General features: G+C 60.4%; 16 protein-coding genes. All 16 read right to left on the minus strand.

Annotation, left to right across the window (positions count from 1 at the left end; translation table 11 throughout):
• Positions 1 to 7: 7 nt before the first annotated feature.
• Entirely contained in the window at positions 8 to 892 is an 885-nt protein-coding gene (atpG, locus tag RW095_RS34795) for a F0F1 ATP synthase subunit gamma (protein ID WP_317020328.1), read from the minus strand.
• Positions 893 to 1,031: 139 nt separating this feature from the next.
• Complete coding sequence (gene atpA, locus RW095_RS34800) at positions 1,032 to 2,573, minus strand: F0F1 ATP synthase subunit alpha (RefSeq protein WP_317020329.1); 1,542 nt, start codon at positions 2,571 to 2,573, stop codon at positions 1,032 to 1,034.
• 56 nt (positions 2,574 to 2,629) lie between these two features.
• On the minus strand, positions 2,630 to 3,169 hold the full coding sequence (locus RW095_RS34805) for a F0F1 ATP synthase subunit delta (protein WP_128584481.1): 540 nt from the start codon (positions 3,167 to 3,169) through the stop codon (positions 2,630 to 2,632).
• A gap of 2 nt (positions 3,170 to 3,171) precedes the next feature.
• Positions 3,172 to 3,642: a F0F1 ATP synthase subunit B gene (locus RW095_RS34810; RefSeq protein WP_006050845.1), complete on the minus strand. Its 471-nt coding sequence runs from the start codon at positions 3,640 to 3,642 to the stop codon at positions 3,172 to 3,174.
• Between the two features lie 138 nt (positions 3,643 to 3,780).
• A complete protein-coding gene (atpE, locus tag RW095_RS34815) occupies positions 3,781 to 4,050 on the minus strand; it encodes a F0F1 ATP synthase subunit C (RefSeq protein ID WP_006050844.1) in 270 nt (89 codons plus the stop codon).
• Between the two features lie 81 nt (positions 4,051 to 4,131).
• Positions 4,132 to 4,983 carry a F0F1 ATP synthase subunit A gene (atpB, locus tag RW095_RS34820; protein ID WP_128584482.1) on the minus strand — a complete coding sequence of 284 codons (852 nt, stop codon included), beginning with the start codon at positions 4,981 to 4,983 and terminating at the stop codon, positions 4,132 to 4,134.
• Positions 4,984 to 5,138: 155 nt separating this feature from the next.
• Complete coding sequence (locus RW095_RS34825) at positions 5,139 to 5,678, minus strand: ATP synthase subunit I (protein ID WP_317020330.1); 540 nt, start codon at positions 5,676 to 5,678, stop codon at positions 5,139 to 5,141.
• A gap of 581 nt (positions 5,679 to 6,259) precedes the next feature.
• Positions 6,260 to 7,147 (minus strand): ParB/RepB/Spo0J family partition protein, encoded by an 888-nt coding sequence (locus RW095_RS34830; protein ID WP_128596046.1) that lies wholly within the window; start codon positions 7,145 to 7,147, stop codon positions 6,260 to 6,262.
• An 18-nt stretch (positions 7,148 to 7,165) separates the two neighbouring features.
• The gene (locus tag RW095_RS34835; protein WP_317020331.1) at positions 7,166 to 7,957 is read right to left on the minus strand and encodes a ParA family protein; all 792 of its coding nucleotides are present in this window, start codon (positions 7,955 to 7,957) and stop codon (positions 7,166 to 7,168) included.
• Between the two features lie 79 nt (positions 7,958 to 8,036).
• On the minus strand, positions 8,037 to 8,720 hold the full coding sequence (gene rsmG, locus RW095_RS34840; protein WP_317020332.1) for a 16S rRNA (guanine(527)-N(7))-methyltransferase RsmG: 684 nt from the start codon (positions 8,718 to 8,720) through the stop codon (positions 8,037 to 8,039).
• Positions 8,717 to 10,675, minus strand: a complete 1,959-nt coding sequence (mnmG, locus tag RW095_RS34845) for a tRNA uridine-5-carboxymethylaminomethyl(34) synthesis enzyme MnmG (protein WP_317020333.1) — start codon at positions 10,673 to 10,675, stop codon at positions 8,717 to 8,719. The genes rsmG and mnmG overlap by 4 nt, the downstream gene beginning before the upstream one ends.
• Positions 10,676 to 10,838: 163 nt before the next feature.
• Positions 10,839 to 11,591: an ABC transporter ATP-binding protein gene (locus RW095_RS34850; protein WP_317020334.1), complete on the minus strand. Its 753-nt coding sequence runs from the start codon at positions 11,589 to 11,591 to the stop codon at positions 10,839 to 10,841.
• 11 nt (positions 11,592 to 11,602) lie between these two features.
• Positions 11,603 to 13,387 carry a branched-chain amino acid ABC transporter ATP-binding protein/permease gene (locus RW095_RS34855; protein WP_317020335.1) on the minus strand — a complete coding sequence of 595 codons (1,785 nt, stop codon included), beginning with the start codon at positions 13,385 to 13,387 and terminating at the stop codon, positions 11,603 to 11,605.
• Positions 13,388 to 13,391: 4 nt separating this feature from the next.
• Positions 13,392 to 14,447, minus strand: coding sequence for a branched-chain amino acid ABC transporter permease (locus tag RW095_RS34860; RefSeq protein ID WP_317020336.1), 1,056 nt, complete (start codon positions 14,445 to 14,447; stop codon positions 13,392 to 13,394).
• Positions 14,448 to 14,647: 200 nt separating this feature from the next.
• Positions 14,648 to 15,808 carry an ABC transporter substrate-binding protein gene (locus tag RW095_RS34865; RefSeq protein ID WP_317020337.1) on the minus strand — a complete coding sequence of 387 codons (1,161 nt, stop codon included), beginning with the start codon at positions 15,806 to 15,808 and terminating at the stop codon, positions 14,648 to 14,650.
• 386 nt (positions 15,809 to 16,194) lie between these two features.
• On the minus strand, positions 16,195 to 17,361 hold the full coding sequence (locus RW095_RS34870; protein ID WP_317020338.1) for an ABC transporter substrate-binding protein: 1,167 nt from the start codon (positions 17,359 to 17,361) through the stop codon (positions 16,195 to 16,197).
• Positions 17,362 to 17,775 lie beyond the last annotated feature (414 nt).

The raw sequence follows: 17,775 nt of genomic DNA on the forward strand, positions 1-17,775 counted from the left end.
GTCAAGGTCAGACGGCCGCCGCGCCACCGACGATTTCCGACAGTTCTTTCGTGATCGCGGCCTGGCGGCTCTTGTTATAAACAAGCTGCAGTTCGTTGATGACCGTCTTCGCATTGTCCGAAGCGGCCTTCATTGCGACCATACGGGCCGACTGCTCCGACGCCATGTTCTCCGCGACGGCCTGATAGACCAGCGCCTCGACATAACGCACCAGCAGTTCGTCCACCACTGCCTGTGCATCCGGCTCGTAGATGTAGTCCCACTGGGTGGTCGGCGTCGCGCCCTGCTCTTCCTTGCGCTCGAATTGATCTGCCGCCAGCGGCAACAGTTGCTCGATCACCGGCTCCTGCTTCATCGTATTGACGAAGCGCGTGTACGCGAGATACACCGCCGAAACCTTGCCTTCCGAGTACAGGTCGAGCTGAACCTTCACCGCGCCGATCAGCTTTTCCAGATGCGGCGTATCGCCCAGCTGCACGACATTCGACACCACCTTGGCGCGCAAGCGGTTCAGGAAACCCAAGCCCTTGGTGCCGATCGCAGTTGCTTCGATCGTCTTGCCCTGGCCTTCCAGTTCCTTGAACTTCTGCAGCGCTGAACGCAGCACGTTGGTATTCATGCCCCCGCACAGACCCTTATCGGTCGTGACGAGGATGATGCCCGCCGTCTTCGCGCCTTCGTTCGCCACCATGAACGGGTGACGATACTCCGGGTTCGCACGGCTCATGTGCGCAGCGATGTCGCGGACCTTGTCGGCATACGGGCGAGCAGCGCGCATGCGCTCCTGAGCGCGGCGCATCTTCGATGCGGCCACCATCTCCATCGCTTTCGTGATCTTGCGCGTGTTTTGCACGCTCTTGATCTTGCCGCGAATTTCCTTCATTCCAGCCATTGCTTGCTCCTTGTCGGCCCGAGTTAGCGCTTCAGCGCTTACTCAGGTCCCATGCAAAGCGATCGAAGCAGCGCGGGAGCATTCGCATGCGGCCCGCGCAGCTTCAAGGTCCGTTTATGCCTTGCGGATCACTCGCAGATCAATAAGCGCCGGACTTCTTGAAGTCTTTGACGGCCGTGTGCAGCAGGCCTTCGTCGTCCTTCGAGAGTTCCTTGTTGTCTTCGATGCGCTTGACCAGGTCAGCGTGGCTCGACTTCAGATATTCGCGCAGGCCCTTTTCGAACGGCAGGACTTGCGAGATTTCGAGGTCGTCGAGGTAACCGTTGTTCGCTGCGAACAGCGAAATGGCCAGTTCCCACACTTGCAGCGGCTGATACTGCGGCTGCTTCAGCAGTTCCGTCACGCGGCGACCGCGCTCCAGCTGCTTACGTGTCGCTTCGTCGAGATCCGATGCGAACTGCGCGAACGCCGCGAGTTCACGGTACTGCGCGAGGTCGGTACGGATACCGCCCGAAAGCTTCTTCACGACCTTCGTCTGAGCCGCACCACCCACGCGCGACACCGACACGCCGGCGTTAATTGCCGGGCGGATACCTGCGTTGAAGAGGTCGGTTTCCAGGAAGATCTGGCCGTCGGTAATCGAGATCACGTTCGTCGGAACGAATGCGGTCACGTCGCCGGCTTGCGTTTCAATGACCGGCAGTGCCGTCAGCGAACCGCTCTTGCCCTTGACTTCGCCGTTCGTGAACTTCTCGACATACTCTTCCGAGACGCGAGCCGCACGTTCCAGCAGACGCGAGTGCAGGTAGAACACGTCGCCCGGGTAGGCTTCGCGGCCCGGCGGGCGGCGCAGCAGCAGCGAGATCTGACGGTATGCCCAAGCTTGCTTGGTCAAGTCGTCGTACACGATCAGCGCGTCTTGACCGCGGTCGCGGAAGTATTCGCCCATCGTACAGCCCGCGTACGGTGCGAGGTACTGCATCGCAGCCGATTCCGAAGCCGAAGCGGACACGACGATCGTGTATTCCAGCGCGCCGGTTTCTTCCAGCTTGCGCACCACGTTCATGATCGACGAAGCCTTCTGGCCGATCGCGACGTAGATACAGAAGAGGTTCTTTCCCTTCTGGTTGATGATCGCGTCGACTGCGACTGCGGTCTTGCCGCACTGGCGGTCGCCGATGATCAGCTCACGCTGGCCGCGGCCGATCGGCACCATTGCGTCGATCGACTTCAGACCGGTCTGGACGGGTTCCGAAACCGACTTACGCCAGATCACGCCCGGAGCAATCTTTTCGATTGCATCGGTCTTCTTCGCGTTGATCGGGCCCTTGCCGTCGATCGGGTTGCCGAGTGTGTCGACCACGCGGCCAAGCAGTTCCGGACCCACCGGCACTTCCAGAATGCGGCCCGTCGTCTTGACGATGTCGCCTTCCGAAATGTGCTCGTACTCACCCAGAATCACGGCGCCGACCGAGTCGCGCTCGAGGTTCAGTGCGAGACCGAAGGTGTTGCCGGGGAATTCGAGCATTTCGCCCTGCATCACTTCCGACAGGCCGTGAATACGCACGATACCGTCGGTCACGGAGATCACGGTGCCTTGGTTGCGAACGTCTGCGCTCGCTTCAAGGCCCTGGATCCGGCTCTTGATCAGCTCGCTGATCTCAGAGGGATTGAGTTGCATTATTCGCTCCTGATAGTCAATTCTGTTGCGTGCCAGCCGCTTCAGCGCGAGGCGCTTCAGGCCGTCAGAGCCGTTTGCATGCTGGCAAGCCGCGCGCGGACCGAGGTATCGAGCACTTCGTCGCCGACTGTCACGCGCACGCCGCCGATCAACGACGAGTCGATCTCGACCGTCGGCTTCAGCTTGCGTTTGAACTTGCGTTCGAGACTTGCGACGAGGTCGTTCAACTGCGCGCCCTCGAGCGGGAATGCGCTGACGATCTGCACATCGGCCGCCCCTTCGCGGGCGTTCTTCAACTCTTCGAACTGCACGGCGATTTCCGGCATCAATTGCAGGCGATGGTTGTCCACCAGCATTTGCACCAGATTCTTCGCTTGCGCGTTGTCCTTGAGCGGCGACTTGACCGCAGCCAGCAGCAGTTCGCTGACCTGGGCGCGGCTTACTTTCGGGCTCGAGGCGATCGACAGCACTTCGGGCAGACGCGCAACCTGTGCCAGCTCCTGCACGAGCGTGGACCAGGCGGCGATGTCACCAGCTTCGGCCACGCCAAACAGCGCTTCTGCGTACGGACGGGCGATGGTTGCAAGTTCGGCCATGATCAGAGCTCGGCTTTCAGTTGATTCAGCAGGTCAGCGTGCGCTGCCTGGTCGACTTCGCGCTTCAGGATCTGTTCAGCGCCCTTCACAGCGAGCGCGGCGACTTCACCGCGCAGCGTTTCGCGCGCCTTCACGACTTGCTGTTCCGCGTCGGCCTTCGCTTGCGCGATGATGCGAGCGGCTTCAGCTTGTGCTTGAGCCTTGATTTCGTCAGCGACTGCCACGGCGCGCTTTTCCGCGTCAGCGATACGCTGCTGACCGTCGTTGCGTGCCTGAGCAAGTTCCTGGTCGACGCGCTTGTGAGCGGCTTCCAGTTCTGCCTTGCCCTTTTCTGCAGCCGACAAACCGTCAGCGATCTTCTTCGAGCGCTCGTCGAGGGCGTTGATCAGCGGCGGCCACACGAACTTCATCGTGAACCACGCGAGGATCAGGAACACGACCATTTGCGCAAACAGGGTTGCGTTGAGATTCACGGTGTTTCCTTAAACGTTGCTAGTTCGGAAAGTGAAACGGCAAGGCGCTCATCGATTCTGTGTTCGATCAGCGCCCGAGTGCCCGTTCCGCCCTGCGCCTTTACCAGTTATAGCTCAGGCGCAAACTTCCGAGGAACCTCAGCCTGCCAGCTTCGCCAGCAGCGGGTTCGCGAACGCAAACAGCATTGCCACACCAACGCCAATCAGGAACGCCGCATCGATCAGACCAGCCAGCAGGAACATCTTGGTTTGCAGCGGGTTCATCAGTTCCGGCTGACGAGCACATGCTTCGATGTACTTGCCACCCATCAGGCCGATACCGATACAGGCGCCGATTGCACCCAGGCCGATGATGATGCCGATACCGATGGCGGTCAGACCCTGGATGTTGGCGATGAAAGCTTGCATGATCACTCCTTTGTGAAAAGTCTTTTAGAACTGGTTGGAACTGGGATTTGAAAAACTACGATTCTTTAACGACAGCGCCGTTTAGTGCGTGTCGTGTGCCTGGCCGATGTACACCAGCGTCAGCATCATGAAAATGAACGCCTGCAGCAGAACGATCAGGATGTGGAAGATTGCCCACACGCTGCCGGCGATCACGTGGCCGATGAAGCCAAGCACCGTCGTGTCCGCGCCGAAGCTCCAGATGCTGCCGAGCAGGGCAATCAGCAGGAACAACAGTTCGCCCGCGTACATGTTGCCGAACAGCCGCATGCCGAGCGAGACCGTCTTCGCGACGAACTCGATGATGTTCAGTGCAAGGTTCGGGATCCACAGCAGCGGATGCGCGCCGAACGGAGCGGACAGCAGTTCGTGCACGAAGCCGCCGGCGCCCTTGATCTTGAAGTTGTAGTAAATCATCAGCACGAACACACCGAGTGCGATGCCGATGGTGCCGTTCAGGTCGGCAGTCGGAACGATGCGGTGGTGCGGGATGACTTCTGACAGACCAAGCCAGCCGATCACGTGGCTCGGCAAGTCGACAGGAATAAAGTCGAGCGCGTTCATCAGCGCGACCCAGACGAATACCGTCAGTGCCAGCGGCGCGATAAAAGTGCGCGTGCCGTGGATCATCGACTTCGATTGATCCTCGACCATTTCGACCAGCATTTCGATCGCGCATTGGAAACGGCCCGGCACACCGGACGTTGCCTTACGTGCAGCGAAGTGCAGGATGAGGATGGTGGCCAGACCGCAAACGATCGACCAGAAAAGGGTGTCCAGATTCCACACGTGGATGTCGAAAATCGACGTCTGGTGCCCGGTGGAAAAGTTCTGCAAGTGGTGCGCGATGTACTCGGACGGATCCATTGCGCGCGTGCCTTCGCTAGCTGCCATATCGTTAAAGCCACCCAAATTGTCGAAAATCGTCTTAGGCCGCCTCGCCGCAATACGCTATTGCGGGAACGCGCCGGGTGCGGATCCTGTCCTATCCGCACGCTTTCGCCGGCGCCGGGCGCCAGCGTTGAATCCTGGTGTTACCTGTTGCCTCTTCAGCGCCACGCCAAAGCGATCCAATACGTCTTGAGCGCGATGAGATAAGTCACGAGCAGCGGAACCCAGCGTACGTCGTGATACCAGAAGGCGATGGCTACAAACATCGCGATCGTTGTCCCCATCTTGAGCGCTTCGCCGATCATCCAGCTCATTGCTGTTTCGGCGCCGCTCAGCGTTCTCAGCCGCGCCGCGAACAATGCGGCCGGCACCCAGCATATCGCCCCTCCCAGGAACGCGGACAGCGCAGCAGCGCCCGGCGGCTTATAGAACAGCCACCATACCAGCGTCGCACCTAGGGACAAGACCATTTGCGCTGCCACGACCCTTAATGGGGTAACGCGCGATGGTCGGTTCACACTGGGACCAAACAGCTTTTCAGCCTCGGCCCGCGTGAGCGGAACGATAGTGTCTTGCTCGGCGTCCCACGGTTCTTCATGCGTGACTTGCTGAGCGGTGGACGCCTCCGAAACGGTGCGTTTGTCGCGGTGTTCGTCGCGCCCATTTTTAGGCGCTTGATTCGACGTTTTGACCGCCATCGCAGTGTTCCGAAAGTCTCGTTCCGGTCAGCGAGCTTTCGCTGCGCTTACGGGGTTGCCGTGCAATTAAATCCGGGCGATTGTAAGCGATAGTTGCAGGCAATTCAAGACTTTAGGCCGTTCAATAAACAGTGCGAAACGACTCCCCGCGATGCGGAAAGGCTTCCGAAGAATGGTCAGCCTGTCAACTGTAAGGCGGTCGTGCAAAGGTAAATTATGCGCGTCCGTTGAACCGTTTCACTGGCAGCAAGCGGTCCATGCAACCGCTCAAGCGGCCGTGTCGGAAATGCAACAGACGATCATGAAGCGGCCAACCCCGCGTGACGCGCCGCTTCTTTTGCAGACTGTTCGCGACAGGCACGCTACCGTTTTCCCGAGTCGAACGCGCGCTAAGCCCTAGGCCACTCAAGCGCCCACCGACCCGAAATTAGTTAGGATCCCCAGATATTTCGTGCCTGCTGTGATTCCTCAAATACCGGTGCTCAGCCAAGCCAGATCAGCTGGGCCCGGCAGTGTACATGAGCGGCGCTCAAGCACCTTTCGCGCGCCGCTCACCCCACGGACCTCCGGTCGTCAGAAGCTCAGGCCGTGGCGTTTCCGCGCAACCGCACAAGGATACCCTCGAGCGCATCCAGATCGCCGAAGTCGACCAGCACCTGACCGCGACCGCGTCGGCCGAGCTTGATTTTGACGGTTGCTGCCAGCAGATCGGACAGTTCTTCTTCCAGCCGCCTCGTATCGCGGCCGCCGTCCGGGTTGGCGCGCGCTTTGACCGCTGGAGCCGCCTTCGTGGTCGCCGTCACCAGCTTCTCGGTTTCTCGCACGGACATCCGCTTGTTGACCACCTGATTGGCCAGCGTGATCTGCGTCGCTGCGTCGACCGCCAGCAGCGCGCGCGCATGTCCCATGTCGAGGTCGCCAGCGAGTAACATGGTTTGAACCGGTGTCGCGAGATTAAGCAGGCGCAGCAAATTCGACACGGCGCTACGCGACCGGCCGACCGACTCGGCGGCCTGCTCGTGCGTGAAGTTGAATTCGTCGAGCAAACGCTGAATGCCTTGCGCCTCTTCCAGCGGATTCAGGTCCTCGCGCTGGATGTTCTCGATCAGCGCCATGGCGGCGGCAGCCTGGTCGGGCACGTCCTTAACGAGTACCGGGACTTCTTCCAGACCAGCAAGTCGAGCCGCGCGGAAACGCCGCTCGCCCGCGATGATCTCGTATTTATCCGCAGACACCGGCCGCACGAGGATCGGTTGCATCAAGCCTTGAGCGCGTATGCTGGCCGCCAACTCCTGCAATGCGCCTTCATCCATGCGCGTGCGCGGCTGATATTTGCCCGCCTGCATTTTGCTGAGCGGCAGCACGTTCGGCGCGCCTTCAATCACCACCGCCTCGGTGATGTCGGCGCTGCCGCCGAGCAACGCTTCCAGGCCGCGGCCCAATCCCTTCTTTCTTGCTACTGCGTTCATCGTGCTTCCTCGATCCGCTTAGGATGCTTGGGGCGCGTCATTCAGTGCGCGCACCCGTTCAATCATTTCGGCGCCAAACTGCACGTACGCTTGTGCGCCGCGCGACGCCCTGTCGAATACCACGCCCGGCAGACCATAACTGGGCGCCTCGGCGAGGCGCACGTTGCGCGGAATCACCGCGTCGAACACCTTGTCGCCAAAGTGCTCCTTCAATTGATCGGAGACCTGCTGCTGCAGCGTGATCCGCGGGTCGAACATGACGCGCAACAATCCGATCACCTTCAGGTCGCGATTCAGGTTTGCATGCACCTGCTTGATCGTGTTGACCAGATCGGACAGCCCTTCGAGCGCGAAGTACTCGCACTGCATCGGGATCACTACGCCATGCGCGGCACAGAGGCCATTGAGCGTCAGCAGGGACAAAGCCGGCGGACAGTCGATCAACACGAAATCGTATTCGCCTTCCACTGTCGCGAGCGCGACCTTCAACTGTCGCTCGCGGTTCTGCACGCTGACCAACTCGACTTCCGCTCCCGCAAGTTCGCGGTTCGCAGGCAGCACGTCATAGCCGACGGCTTCGGGCCGCATGCGGGCATCAGCCACCGAGACTCCGTCGACCAACACCTCGTAGACGGTGTTGGCGCACGCTGCCTTATCGATGCCGCTGCCCATTGTGGCGTTGCCCTGCGGGTCCAGATCGATAAGAAGGACTCGCTGTCCCTGCGCTGCCAGGCTGGCCGCCAGATTGACTGTCGTCGTCGTCTTACCGACTCCGCCTTTCTGGTTCGCAACGCAGAAAATTTTTGCCATCGTTGGAGTGTCCCTTTGCTGCTTGAAGAAGTGATTACGTCGTCTATTTCGGAATGGCGTCGTACGCGAGCGGCGACGCCTAGCCGCCTTCATCCACAAGAACCGTGACGAGGTGGCGCTCGGCGTCGAGGAACGGCACGTCGAGGCGGACGATCTGCTTCACGTGGGCGCCTGCAGGCAAACGCTCGATTTCGCCATCGGGACGCACGCCCTTCATTGCGAGAATGGCGCCCCGCTCCGCCACCAGATGACGGGCCAGTGTAACGAAATCGGCGAGCTCTGCGAATGCTCGCGAGACGATTACGTCGAACTTTGCCGACACTTCGGCGCCTGGCCGCAGCGTTTCCACGCGTCCGGTCACGACCGATAGGTTTGTCAGGGCAAGCTCTGCCTTGGCCTGCGCCTGAAAGGCCGTTTTCTTGTGAACAATATCGTTCACTGTCACGCTCCAGTCAGGCCGAACGATCCCCAATACGATGCCAGGCAAACCGCCGCCGGAGCCAACGTCCAGCACCGTGCTCGGATTGCACTGGCTCAGGTGCGGCACGATCGAAAGCGAGTCGAGTATGTGCTGAATCAACATCTGCCGAGGATCGCGAATAGCCGTCAAGTTGTAGACGGCGTTCCACTTGGCCAGCAGCGCCACGTAGTCAAGCAGCTTGCCCAGTTGCGCATCGCTTAGCTCGAGCCCGAGTTCGAGCACGCCATCCGCGAGATGTTGTGACAACGCTTCTCGATCGCTTCCCTGCTGCCTGGACGTCATTGCGCCACCGGCTTGCTGTCCGCGCCCGGTACGGCAGTCTTAGCAGGACGGCGCCCCAAGCCACGCTTAAGGTGCACCATCAGCAGAGAAATAGCCGCAGGGGTGATCCCCGAAATGCGCGACGCCTGGCCGATGGTTTCGGGACGGAATTGCGTCAGCTTCTGCCGGGCCTCGAACGACAGGCCTCTCACTTCGGCATAGTCCAGACCTTCCGGTAGACGCGTACCTTCTTGCGCCTCATTGCGCTCTATTTCGTCCGCCTGCCGGTCGATGTAGCCTTGATACTTGATGCCAATCTCGATCTGTTCTTTGATCTGAGCCAGTAACACGTCGTCGTCAGCCAACGCGTCGGGCGCGGCGCAGGCGCCTTCCCGCAACGCACAGACACTGTCATAGCTCACGCCGGGCCTACGCAGCAGGTCCGCAAGACTGTATTCGTGGTCGATCGGCTTGCCAAGCAAGGCTGTCGCTTCGTCCGCCGACAATGTTTTGGGATTCACCCAAGTCCTGCGTAGCCGCTCTGTTTCACGTGAAACAGCATCGCGCTTGCGGCTGAATGCGGCCCAGCGGATGTCGTCAACGACGCCCAGCTCGCGGCCAACCTCCGTCAGCCGCATATCGGCGTTGTCTTCCCGTAGACTCAGCCGGTACTCCGCCCGGCTCGTGAACATGCGGTACGGCTCCGATACGCCTCGGGTCACGAGATCGTCAACCAGCACACCCAAGTAGGCTTGGTCCCGCCGCGGGCACCACGCTTCCCTGCCCTGAACGAACAGGCCAGCGTTGATACCAGCCAACAGGCCTTGCGCCGCCGCCTCTTCATAGCCGGTGGTGCCATTGATCTGACCCGCGAAGAACAAGCCGTTGATCACTTTGGTTTCGAGCGACACCTTGAGCCCACGCGGATCAAAGTAATCGTATTCAATCGCATAGCCGGGACGCAGGATATGCGCGTGCTCCAAGCCGCGCATGGAGCGCACGAGTTCGAGCTGCACATCGAACGGCAGGCTTGTTGAGATCCCGTTCGGGTAGAACTCGTTCGTGGTCAGCCCTTCCGGCTCCAGAAAGATCTGGTGCGATTCCTTTGACGCAAAGCGGTGGATCTTGTCCTCAATGGACGGGCAATACCGTGGCCCCACTCCTTCGATCACGCCTGTGTACATGGGCGAACGATCCAGCCCGCCGCGGATGATGTCGTGCGTGCGCTCGTTGGTATGCGTGACCCAGCACGGCATCTGCCGCGGATGCTGCTCAGCGCGGCCGAGAAACGAAAAGACCGGCACCGGGTCGAGATCGCCCGGCTGCTCTTCAAGCTGCGAAAAGTCGATGGTCCGACCATCAATTCGCGGCGGCGTGCCGGTCTTCAAGCGCCCCTGCGGGAGTTTCAGTTCCTTCAGGCGCGCTGACAACGACACAGCCGCCGGATCGCCAGCGCGACCGCCAGTGTAATTGTTCAGTCCCACGTGGATCTTTCCGTCGAGGAAAGTCCCCGCCGTCAATACGACGGCCCGCGAGCGGAAGCGGATCCCCACCTGCGTAACTGCGCCGACCACGCGATCGCCCTCAACCATCAGGTCGTCCACGGCTTGCTGAAAGAGCCACAGATTCGGCTGATTCTCGAGCCGATGTCGGATCGCTTGCTTGTAGAGGAGTCGGTCTGCTTGGGCACGCGTCGCGCGGACAGCCGGGCCCTTGGAGGAATTAAGGATGCGGAACTGGATACCGCCCTCGTCCGTCGCGGCTGCCATGGCACCGCCCAGCGCATCGACTTCCTTGACCAGGTGACCCTTGCCAATGCCGCCAATCGACGGATTGCAGCTCATCTGACCGAGCGTTTCGATGTTGTGAGTCAGCAGGAGCGTCTTGTTGCCCATGCGCGCCGAGGCCAAGGCGGCCTCCGTGCCGGCGTGGCCGCCGCCGACGACGATTACGTCAAATTCTGTGGGAAAAAGCATCGCGGATCTCACGCCAGAGCGTCGCGTGAGCCTTCATAGGAAAAAGTATGGGCGAATTATAACGGGTTCGGTTTCGGCCCGAATTCGGCCGAATGTCCAAGCAACAAAAAAAGCGGCGTGTTTCACGTGAAACACGCCGCTTAAAAGTCGAAAGATAGACTGCCTACGCTGCCTTTTTAGCCAGCCCCAGATAGGTTTCAATAACTCGAGGATTCTGCGCAAGCTCCGACGCCGCGCCCTCCAGCGCCAGCTCTCCGGTCTCGAGCACATAACCGTAGTCCGAAATTTGCAGTGCCGCGCGAGCGTTTTGCTCGATCAAAAGCGTCGCCACTCCCGTCTGACGCAAAGCGCTGATGATGTGAAAAATCTCTTTCACGATAAGCGGCGCGAGGCCCAAGCTGGGCTCGTCAAGCATTAGCAGATCCGGCTTGCCCATCAAAGCGCGCCCGACCGCGAGCATCTGTCGCTCGCCACCGGACAATGTTCCGGCTGCCTGCTTGCGGCGTTCCTTCAGACGCGGGAACAGCTGAAACACCGGCTCCATCTGGTCCAGAAAGTTGCGCTCACCTGCACGCTTGCGCCGATAGGCGCCGAGGACCAGGTTGTCCTCGACGCTCATCGACGCGAAAAGCTCGCGCTTCTCAGGCACCAGACACATGCCGCGAGCTACGCGCTTCTCCACCGGTACCGCACTCACATCCTCGCCCTGATACACGACCGCGCCCTTCGCATGACCGGTGGTCGGCAAGGCGCCCATGATGGCGTTGAGCAGCGTGGACTTGCCCGCACCGTTTGGACCGATCACCGACACAATTTGCCCGGCTCGCACCTTGATGGCAGCGCCGTGCAGCGCCTCGACCTTGCCGTATCGGACGGACAAGCCGTTCACGTCGAGAATGGGTGCAGCTGCGTTCATGAGGTTCTCCATTACTCCACTCCGCCGAGGTACGCTTCGAGCACTGCCGGATCCTGCTGCACTTCCTGCGGCAAGCCTTCGGCGATACGCGTGCCGAACTCCATCACGACCAGTCGATCAGTCAGATTCATTACAAAATCCATGTCGTGCTCGACCAGCAACACGCTCATGCCTTCAGCCTTCAACCGGCGCAGTAGATCGGCCAATTGCAGTTTTTCCTGATACCGCAGCCCGGCCGCGGGCTCGTCCAGCAGCAGCAAAGTCGGATCGCAGCACAACGCACGAGCGATTTCGAGAATCCGCTGCTGACCCAACGCGAGGCTTCCGGCTTCGTCGTACATGTGTTGTTCAAGGCCGACGCGGCGAATCTGGCGGGCGGCCTCGGCCATCAAGCGCGCTTCTTCCACGCTGTTCAAGCGCACGATGCTTCGCCAGACGCCCGCATGCCCGCGCAAGTGCGCGCCGATCGCGACGTTCTCCAACACCGTCATGCCGGGCAGCAGCTTGACGTGTTGGAACGTGCGGCCAATTCCTCGCTTCACGATTTCACGTGAACTGAGCGCGTCGATGCGCTCGCCGCGGAAGGTAATCTCGCCGCTTGTCGCCTGTAGCACACCGGTCACCAGATTGAACGTCGTGGATTTTCCGGCGCCGTTCGGTCCGATCAGGCCAATGATCTGCCCTGCTTTGACTTCGAAGCTAACGTCGTTCACCGCGACCAGCCCGCCAAACTGCTTGCGCGCCTTGTTCACCGTCAGCAGGTCCTCACCGCCCGCCGGCTTGCTGCGTTGCGGCAAAGCTTCCGCCTGAACGGGCAAATGCGCGCGCGGGCCGCGCGGGAAAAAGCGCGCGACGAACGGCCACACGCCTTGCCGCGCATATTGCAGCAGCAGCACCATCAAGATGCCGAACACGATCACTTCGAAGTTGCCGTTCTCGCCCAACAGTTTGGGCAGCAGCGTTTGCAGATAGTCCTGTAATACGGTGAGGATTGCCGCCCCGAGCACCGCGCCCCAAACGTGTGACACACCGCCCACCACGGCCATGAACAGGAATTCGATGCCGTGATTCAGACCGAAAGGCGTCGGGTTCACCGCGCGCTGCAAGTGCGCATACAGAAAGCCGGAAACCGACGCCAGCACCGCGGCGTAGACGAAGATGACCACGCGCATCCACGCCGTATTCACACCCATCGCTTCAGCCATCATGCCGCCGCCGCGTAAAGCGCGAATGGCCCGCCCCGGCCGGCTATTCAACAGATTCTGAACCGACACGACTGCGCCAAGCACGACCAGCCAGATCAGGTAATAGATGTGACGGCCGGACTCGAGATCGATACCGAAAACATTCAGCACTGGAATTCCGTTGATGCCGTCGTACTTGCCCAGCATCTCCAGGTTACCGAACAGATAGAACAGCGACAGCCCCCAAGCGATCGTGCCAAGCGGCAAAAAGTGACCGGAGAGGCGCATGGTCACGAGACCGAGAATCAGGGCGATCAGCGCCGTCACCAGCACCCCGGCGATCAGCGCAAGCCAGGGCGAAACGCCGAAACGCGTCGTCAGGTAGGCAGTTGCATACGCGCCAATGCCAACAAACGCGGCCTGCCCGAAACTCGTCATCCCGCCGATGCCGGTGAGCAGCACCAGCCCGATTGCCACGATCGAATAGAGGCCGATGTAGTTCAGGAGCGTCACCCAGTACTCGGGCACGTGAATCGGCTGCGGCAACACTGGCAACGCGAACAGGACGACGAGGAACAGCCAGAAGAACTTGTTTTTCATGATCCGTTTCATCGCCTCACTCCTCGTCCTCTTCAGCGTGCGGGCTGGCAAGACTGCGCCAGAGCAACACCGGGATAATCAGCGTGAACACGATCACTTCCTTATAGGCGCTAGCCCAGAACGACGAATACGACTCCAGCAGGCCGACGAGAATCGAGCCCGCCGCCGCCAGCGGATAGCTGACGAGCCCACCGATAATCGCCCCCACGAAGCCCTTCAGACCGATCAGGAAGCCCGAGTCGTAGTAGATGGTGGTCAACGGTGCCACGAGGATGCCGCACAGCGCGCCGAGCCCCGCTGCGAGCGTAAACGCGAGGCGCCCTGCTTGCGTCGTGCCGATGCCCACAAGGCGCGCACCGAGCCGGTTCACCGAGGTCGCACGCAACGCCTTGCCTGAAATCGAGCGGTCGAAGTACAGATACAGCGCGCCGATCAGCACAACGGCTGTCCCGACGACCCACAGGCTTTGGCCCGAAATCGACAGACTGCCCACGTTGAACGTCGCGTCCGAAAACGCCGTCGTGCGCGAGCCTTCCGCGCCGAACATCACGAGGCCGAGGCCGACCATCGCAAAGTGCACCGCCACCGCGACGATCAGAAGCAACAACGTGGTCGCCTCGGCGATCGGCTCATACGCGAGCCGGTAAACGAACGGGCCCATGGGAATCACGATCAGCAGCGTCAACGCGATTTGCGCGATCATCGGCAACGGGTGCAGGAAAACCCCTTGAGTGATCGCGTAAACCGCAACCGGGAACAGCAGATATTTACCGACCAGCAGAGCCAGCGTGCGAGCCGCATGCCGACGTCGCTCGGCGTGCCGCACGAGTCCCGCCACTTCGACCACGAAGCAGGCCACGCCCATTGCCATCAGCAGCCAGCAGGTGGCCGGAAACTTCTGTGTTTGCAACGCGGCGAGCGTGAGCGCGCCATACGAAACAAACTCGCCCTGCGGGATGAAGATCACCCGCGTCACGGAGAACACCAGCACCAGCGCGAGCGCAAGCAACGCGTAGATGGCGCCCGTGGTGATGCCGTCCTGCGCGAGGATCGCCGCAATTGATAGATCCATACTTCCTCGTCCTGAAGCGTCTAAATCGAAACTGGAAACAGTCGTGGCGGCGCAACCCGCAGCCGTCCATCGAACTGCAATGCCTGAAAGACGACCGCCGCGCTGGAGCACGGCGCGGCGGTCGGTGCCATTGTCGTCGAACAGAATGGCAATGCGGCGTCATATGCCGCACTTCGCGAGAGGCGCGTACCGCTTTTGTATTAGTCGTTCTGCAGCTTCCACTTGCCGTCGACGATCTGCACGATCACGCGTGCGCGCTTGTCGAGGCCGTTGTGGTCGGTCGTCGTCGTGTTCATGATGCCGTGCGAGACCGGCAGTTCCTTGATGCTTTCGAGCGCGCTGCGCAGTGCCACGCGAAATGCCTCGGTGCCCGGCTGTGCGGTCTTCAGAGCTTCAGGAATTGCACGTTGCAACATCTGGCCTGCGTCCCATGCGTGACCGCCGAAGGTCGCGACCGAACCCGCGCCATACGCTTTCTCGTACGCAGCCTTATAAGCCAGCGAGGACTTCTTCACCGGATTCGACTCCGGCAACTGGTCGGCGACAAGGATGGGACCAGCGGGCAGAATCTCGCCTTCGCAGTCCTTGCCGCATACGCGCAGGAAGTCGTTGTTGGCGACGCCGTGCGTCTGATACACCTTGCCCTTGTAGCCGCGCTCCTTGAGCGTCTTCGCCGGCAGCGCCGACGGTGTACCTGAGCCCGCGATCAACACTGCGTCGGGATTCGCGCCCATTGTCTTCAGCACCTGGCCGGTCACCGAAGCGTCCGTGCGATTGAATCTCTCGTTGGAAACGATCTTCAGATTGTGTGCATTGGCCGCGGCGGTAAATGCGTTGTTCCAGCTGTCGCCGTACGCATCCGCGAAGCCGATGAAGCCCACCGTCTTCACGCCGTGATGTTCCATGTAGTCCGCAATCGCGTCGGCCATCAGACTATCGTTCTGCGGCGGTTTGAAGGCCCACGCACGCTTTGCGTCCATTGGCGAAATGATCGCGGCAGAAGCGGCGAGCGAGATCACCGGCGTCTTGCCCTCGGAAGCAGGATCGAGCATGGCGAGGGAATTCGGCGTGACTGTCGAGCCGATAATCGCGTCGACGTGGTCTTCGTCGATCAGCTTGCGCGTGTTCTGCACGGCCTTGCCGGTGTCCGATGCATCGTCGAGGATGATGTACTGCACAGTCTTGCCGCCGATCTCCTTGGGCAGCAACGCAATCGTGTTCTTTTCAGGAATCCCGAGCGATGCAGCCGGCCCCGTGGTGGATAGCGTTACACCGATCTTCACCTGGGCGATGGCGGCGCCCGCGCCGCACATCAACGCCATCGCGATGCCAGTGCGTACCCATTGTTTTGTCTTTGTCATTGCAAGTCTCCAAACGCTGCGAAGCGCGTATCTGTTCTCCGACTCGTGGGCCGGGTGTCTGAATCTAGTTAACGGCTCCGGGCGTGCCAAGCATGGTTTTCCCTGCTCAACACGCATGCCTTCGCCGTTTTTATGTCACTCCCTGCTGCCTGTCGTCACTGCCTGCTGCTTCGATTCCTGAGTGCCTCGCCGAACCGGCGTGCACAAAACACTAACATGTTAGTAGTATTGCGTTGCGCGTCATTGACGGTCAATAGACTGCGACCCAAATGCGGGTTTGTCCTGAAGCCGCACAACCACACTTCTCGTGCGACGTGGGCAATAAAAAAGACGCGTCGAACTGCACGCGTCTTTTGTTATGGGGTCCCCTATCGCTTCGCCTTCGCTCAGTCGCCGGACAACTTCCACTTGCCGCCGACAATCTCCACCATTACGCGCGCCCGCTGATCAAGACCGGCATGGTCGTTCGCGCTCATGTTGAAGATACCGTGCGACGCCGGCAGCTCTTTTGTTCCTTCGAGCGCTGCGCGCAGCGCCTCGCGGAACGCCGGCATACCGGGCTGGCCTTTCTTCAGTGCGAGCGGAATAGCACGTTGCAGCAGCAGGCCAGCGTCCCATGCGTGACCGCCGAAGGTGGACACGGAGCCGGCGCCATAGGCGGCTTCATACGCCCGCTTATAGGCGAGCGCGCTCTTCTTCACCGGATTCGAATCAGGCAGTTGCTCAGCGACGAGCAACGGGCCGGCGGGCAGATACGTGCCCTCGCAGTCCTTGCCGCACACGCGCAGGAAATCGTTATTCGCGACGCCGTGCGTCTGATAGTACTTGCCCTTGTAGCCGCGCTCGCGGAGCGTTTTCTGCGGCAACGCGGCCGGCGTGCCGGCGCCCGCAATCAACACCGCGTCCGGGTTCTGCGACACGATCTTCAATACCTGACCGGTGACGGAAGCGTCATTACGCGCAAAGCGCTCGTTCGCGACAACCTTGATCTTTGCCAGATCTGCGGCCTTGCCGAATTCCTTGAACCAGCTTTCGCCATAACCGTCTGAGAAGCCGATGAACGCCACCGTCTTCACGCCATGGTTGGACATGTGCTGTGCGATGGCAGTAGCCATGAGAATGTCGTTTTGCGGCGTCTTGAAGATCCACGCACGCTTCGCATCCATCGGCTCGACGATGCTGGCCGCAGCGGCGAGTGAAATCACCGGCGTGGTGTTCTCAGCGGCGACGTCTATCATGGCAAGCGAGTTCGGCACGACGGTTGAGCCGATCAGCGCGTCGACATGGTCTTCGCTCGTGAGCTTGCGGGCGTTTTTGACGGCTTGCGTCGAATCGGTCGCGTCGTCCAGTACGATGTATTCGATCTTCTGACCGGCCACTTCCTTGGGCAGCAGCGCGACCGTGTTCTTTTCCGGAATGCCTAGCGATGCGGCCGGCCCCGTTGCCGATACGGTGACGCCGATTTTCACATCTGCAAATGCATGGCTGCTCCATGCAGCCGAAATGCCCGTGGCGACCAATGCCGCACTGATCCAACGCAATGCCGACTTCATCCCGCTCCTCTATGCCCCGTTAAAACAATTCAGATTAAATTCGCGATTTAAATCCCGACCCAGCGGTCGGTGAATAAGGAGTGTAGCGGCGTGAGCCGCCCGCGGCAAGCACTTTGCAGGGCGGTAGCGCGGGAAAATTGAGCAATTATCGGAGACATAAAACGGTCACCGACTTAGCAAAGGAATTGAATGAGGCAATTCGAAAAGCCAAATAAAAAAAGCGCTGTTGGATATCAATCCAACAGCGCTTTCGTGTGGGCACTTAGTGCCTCATGTCTCCTCGTTCTCCACCTGCAAATTCGTGGTGCATCAGAACTGCATGAAGGTTAAACGAGCACCCCGCGTGCCACAACTAGCAATTACCCTAGTGGTGCACTGCGGCACAAAATTGGGGCAAGTTTAACCGGCGTTGCC

Source organism: Paraburkholderia kirstenboschensis (genome assembly GCF_032806925.1).
In the GTDB taxonomy this organism is placed as follows: domain Bacteria; phylum Pseudomonadota; class Gammaproteobacteria; order Burkholderiales; family Burkholderiaceae; genus Paraburkholderia; species Paraburkholderia kirstenboschensis.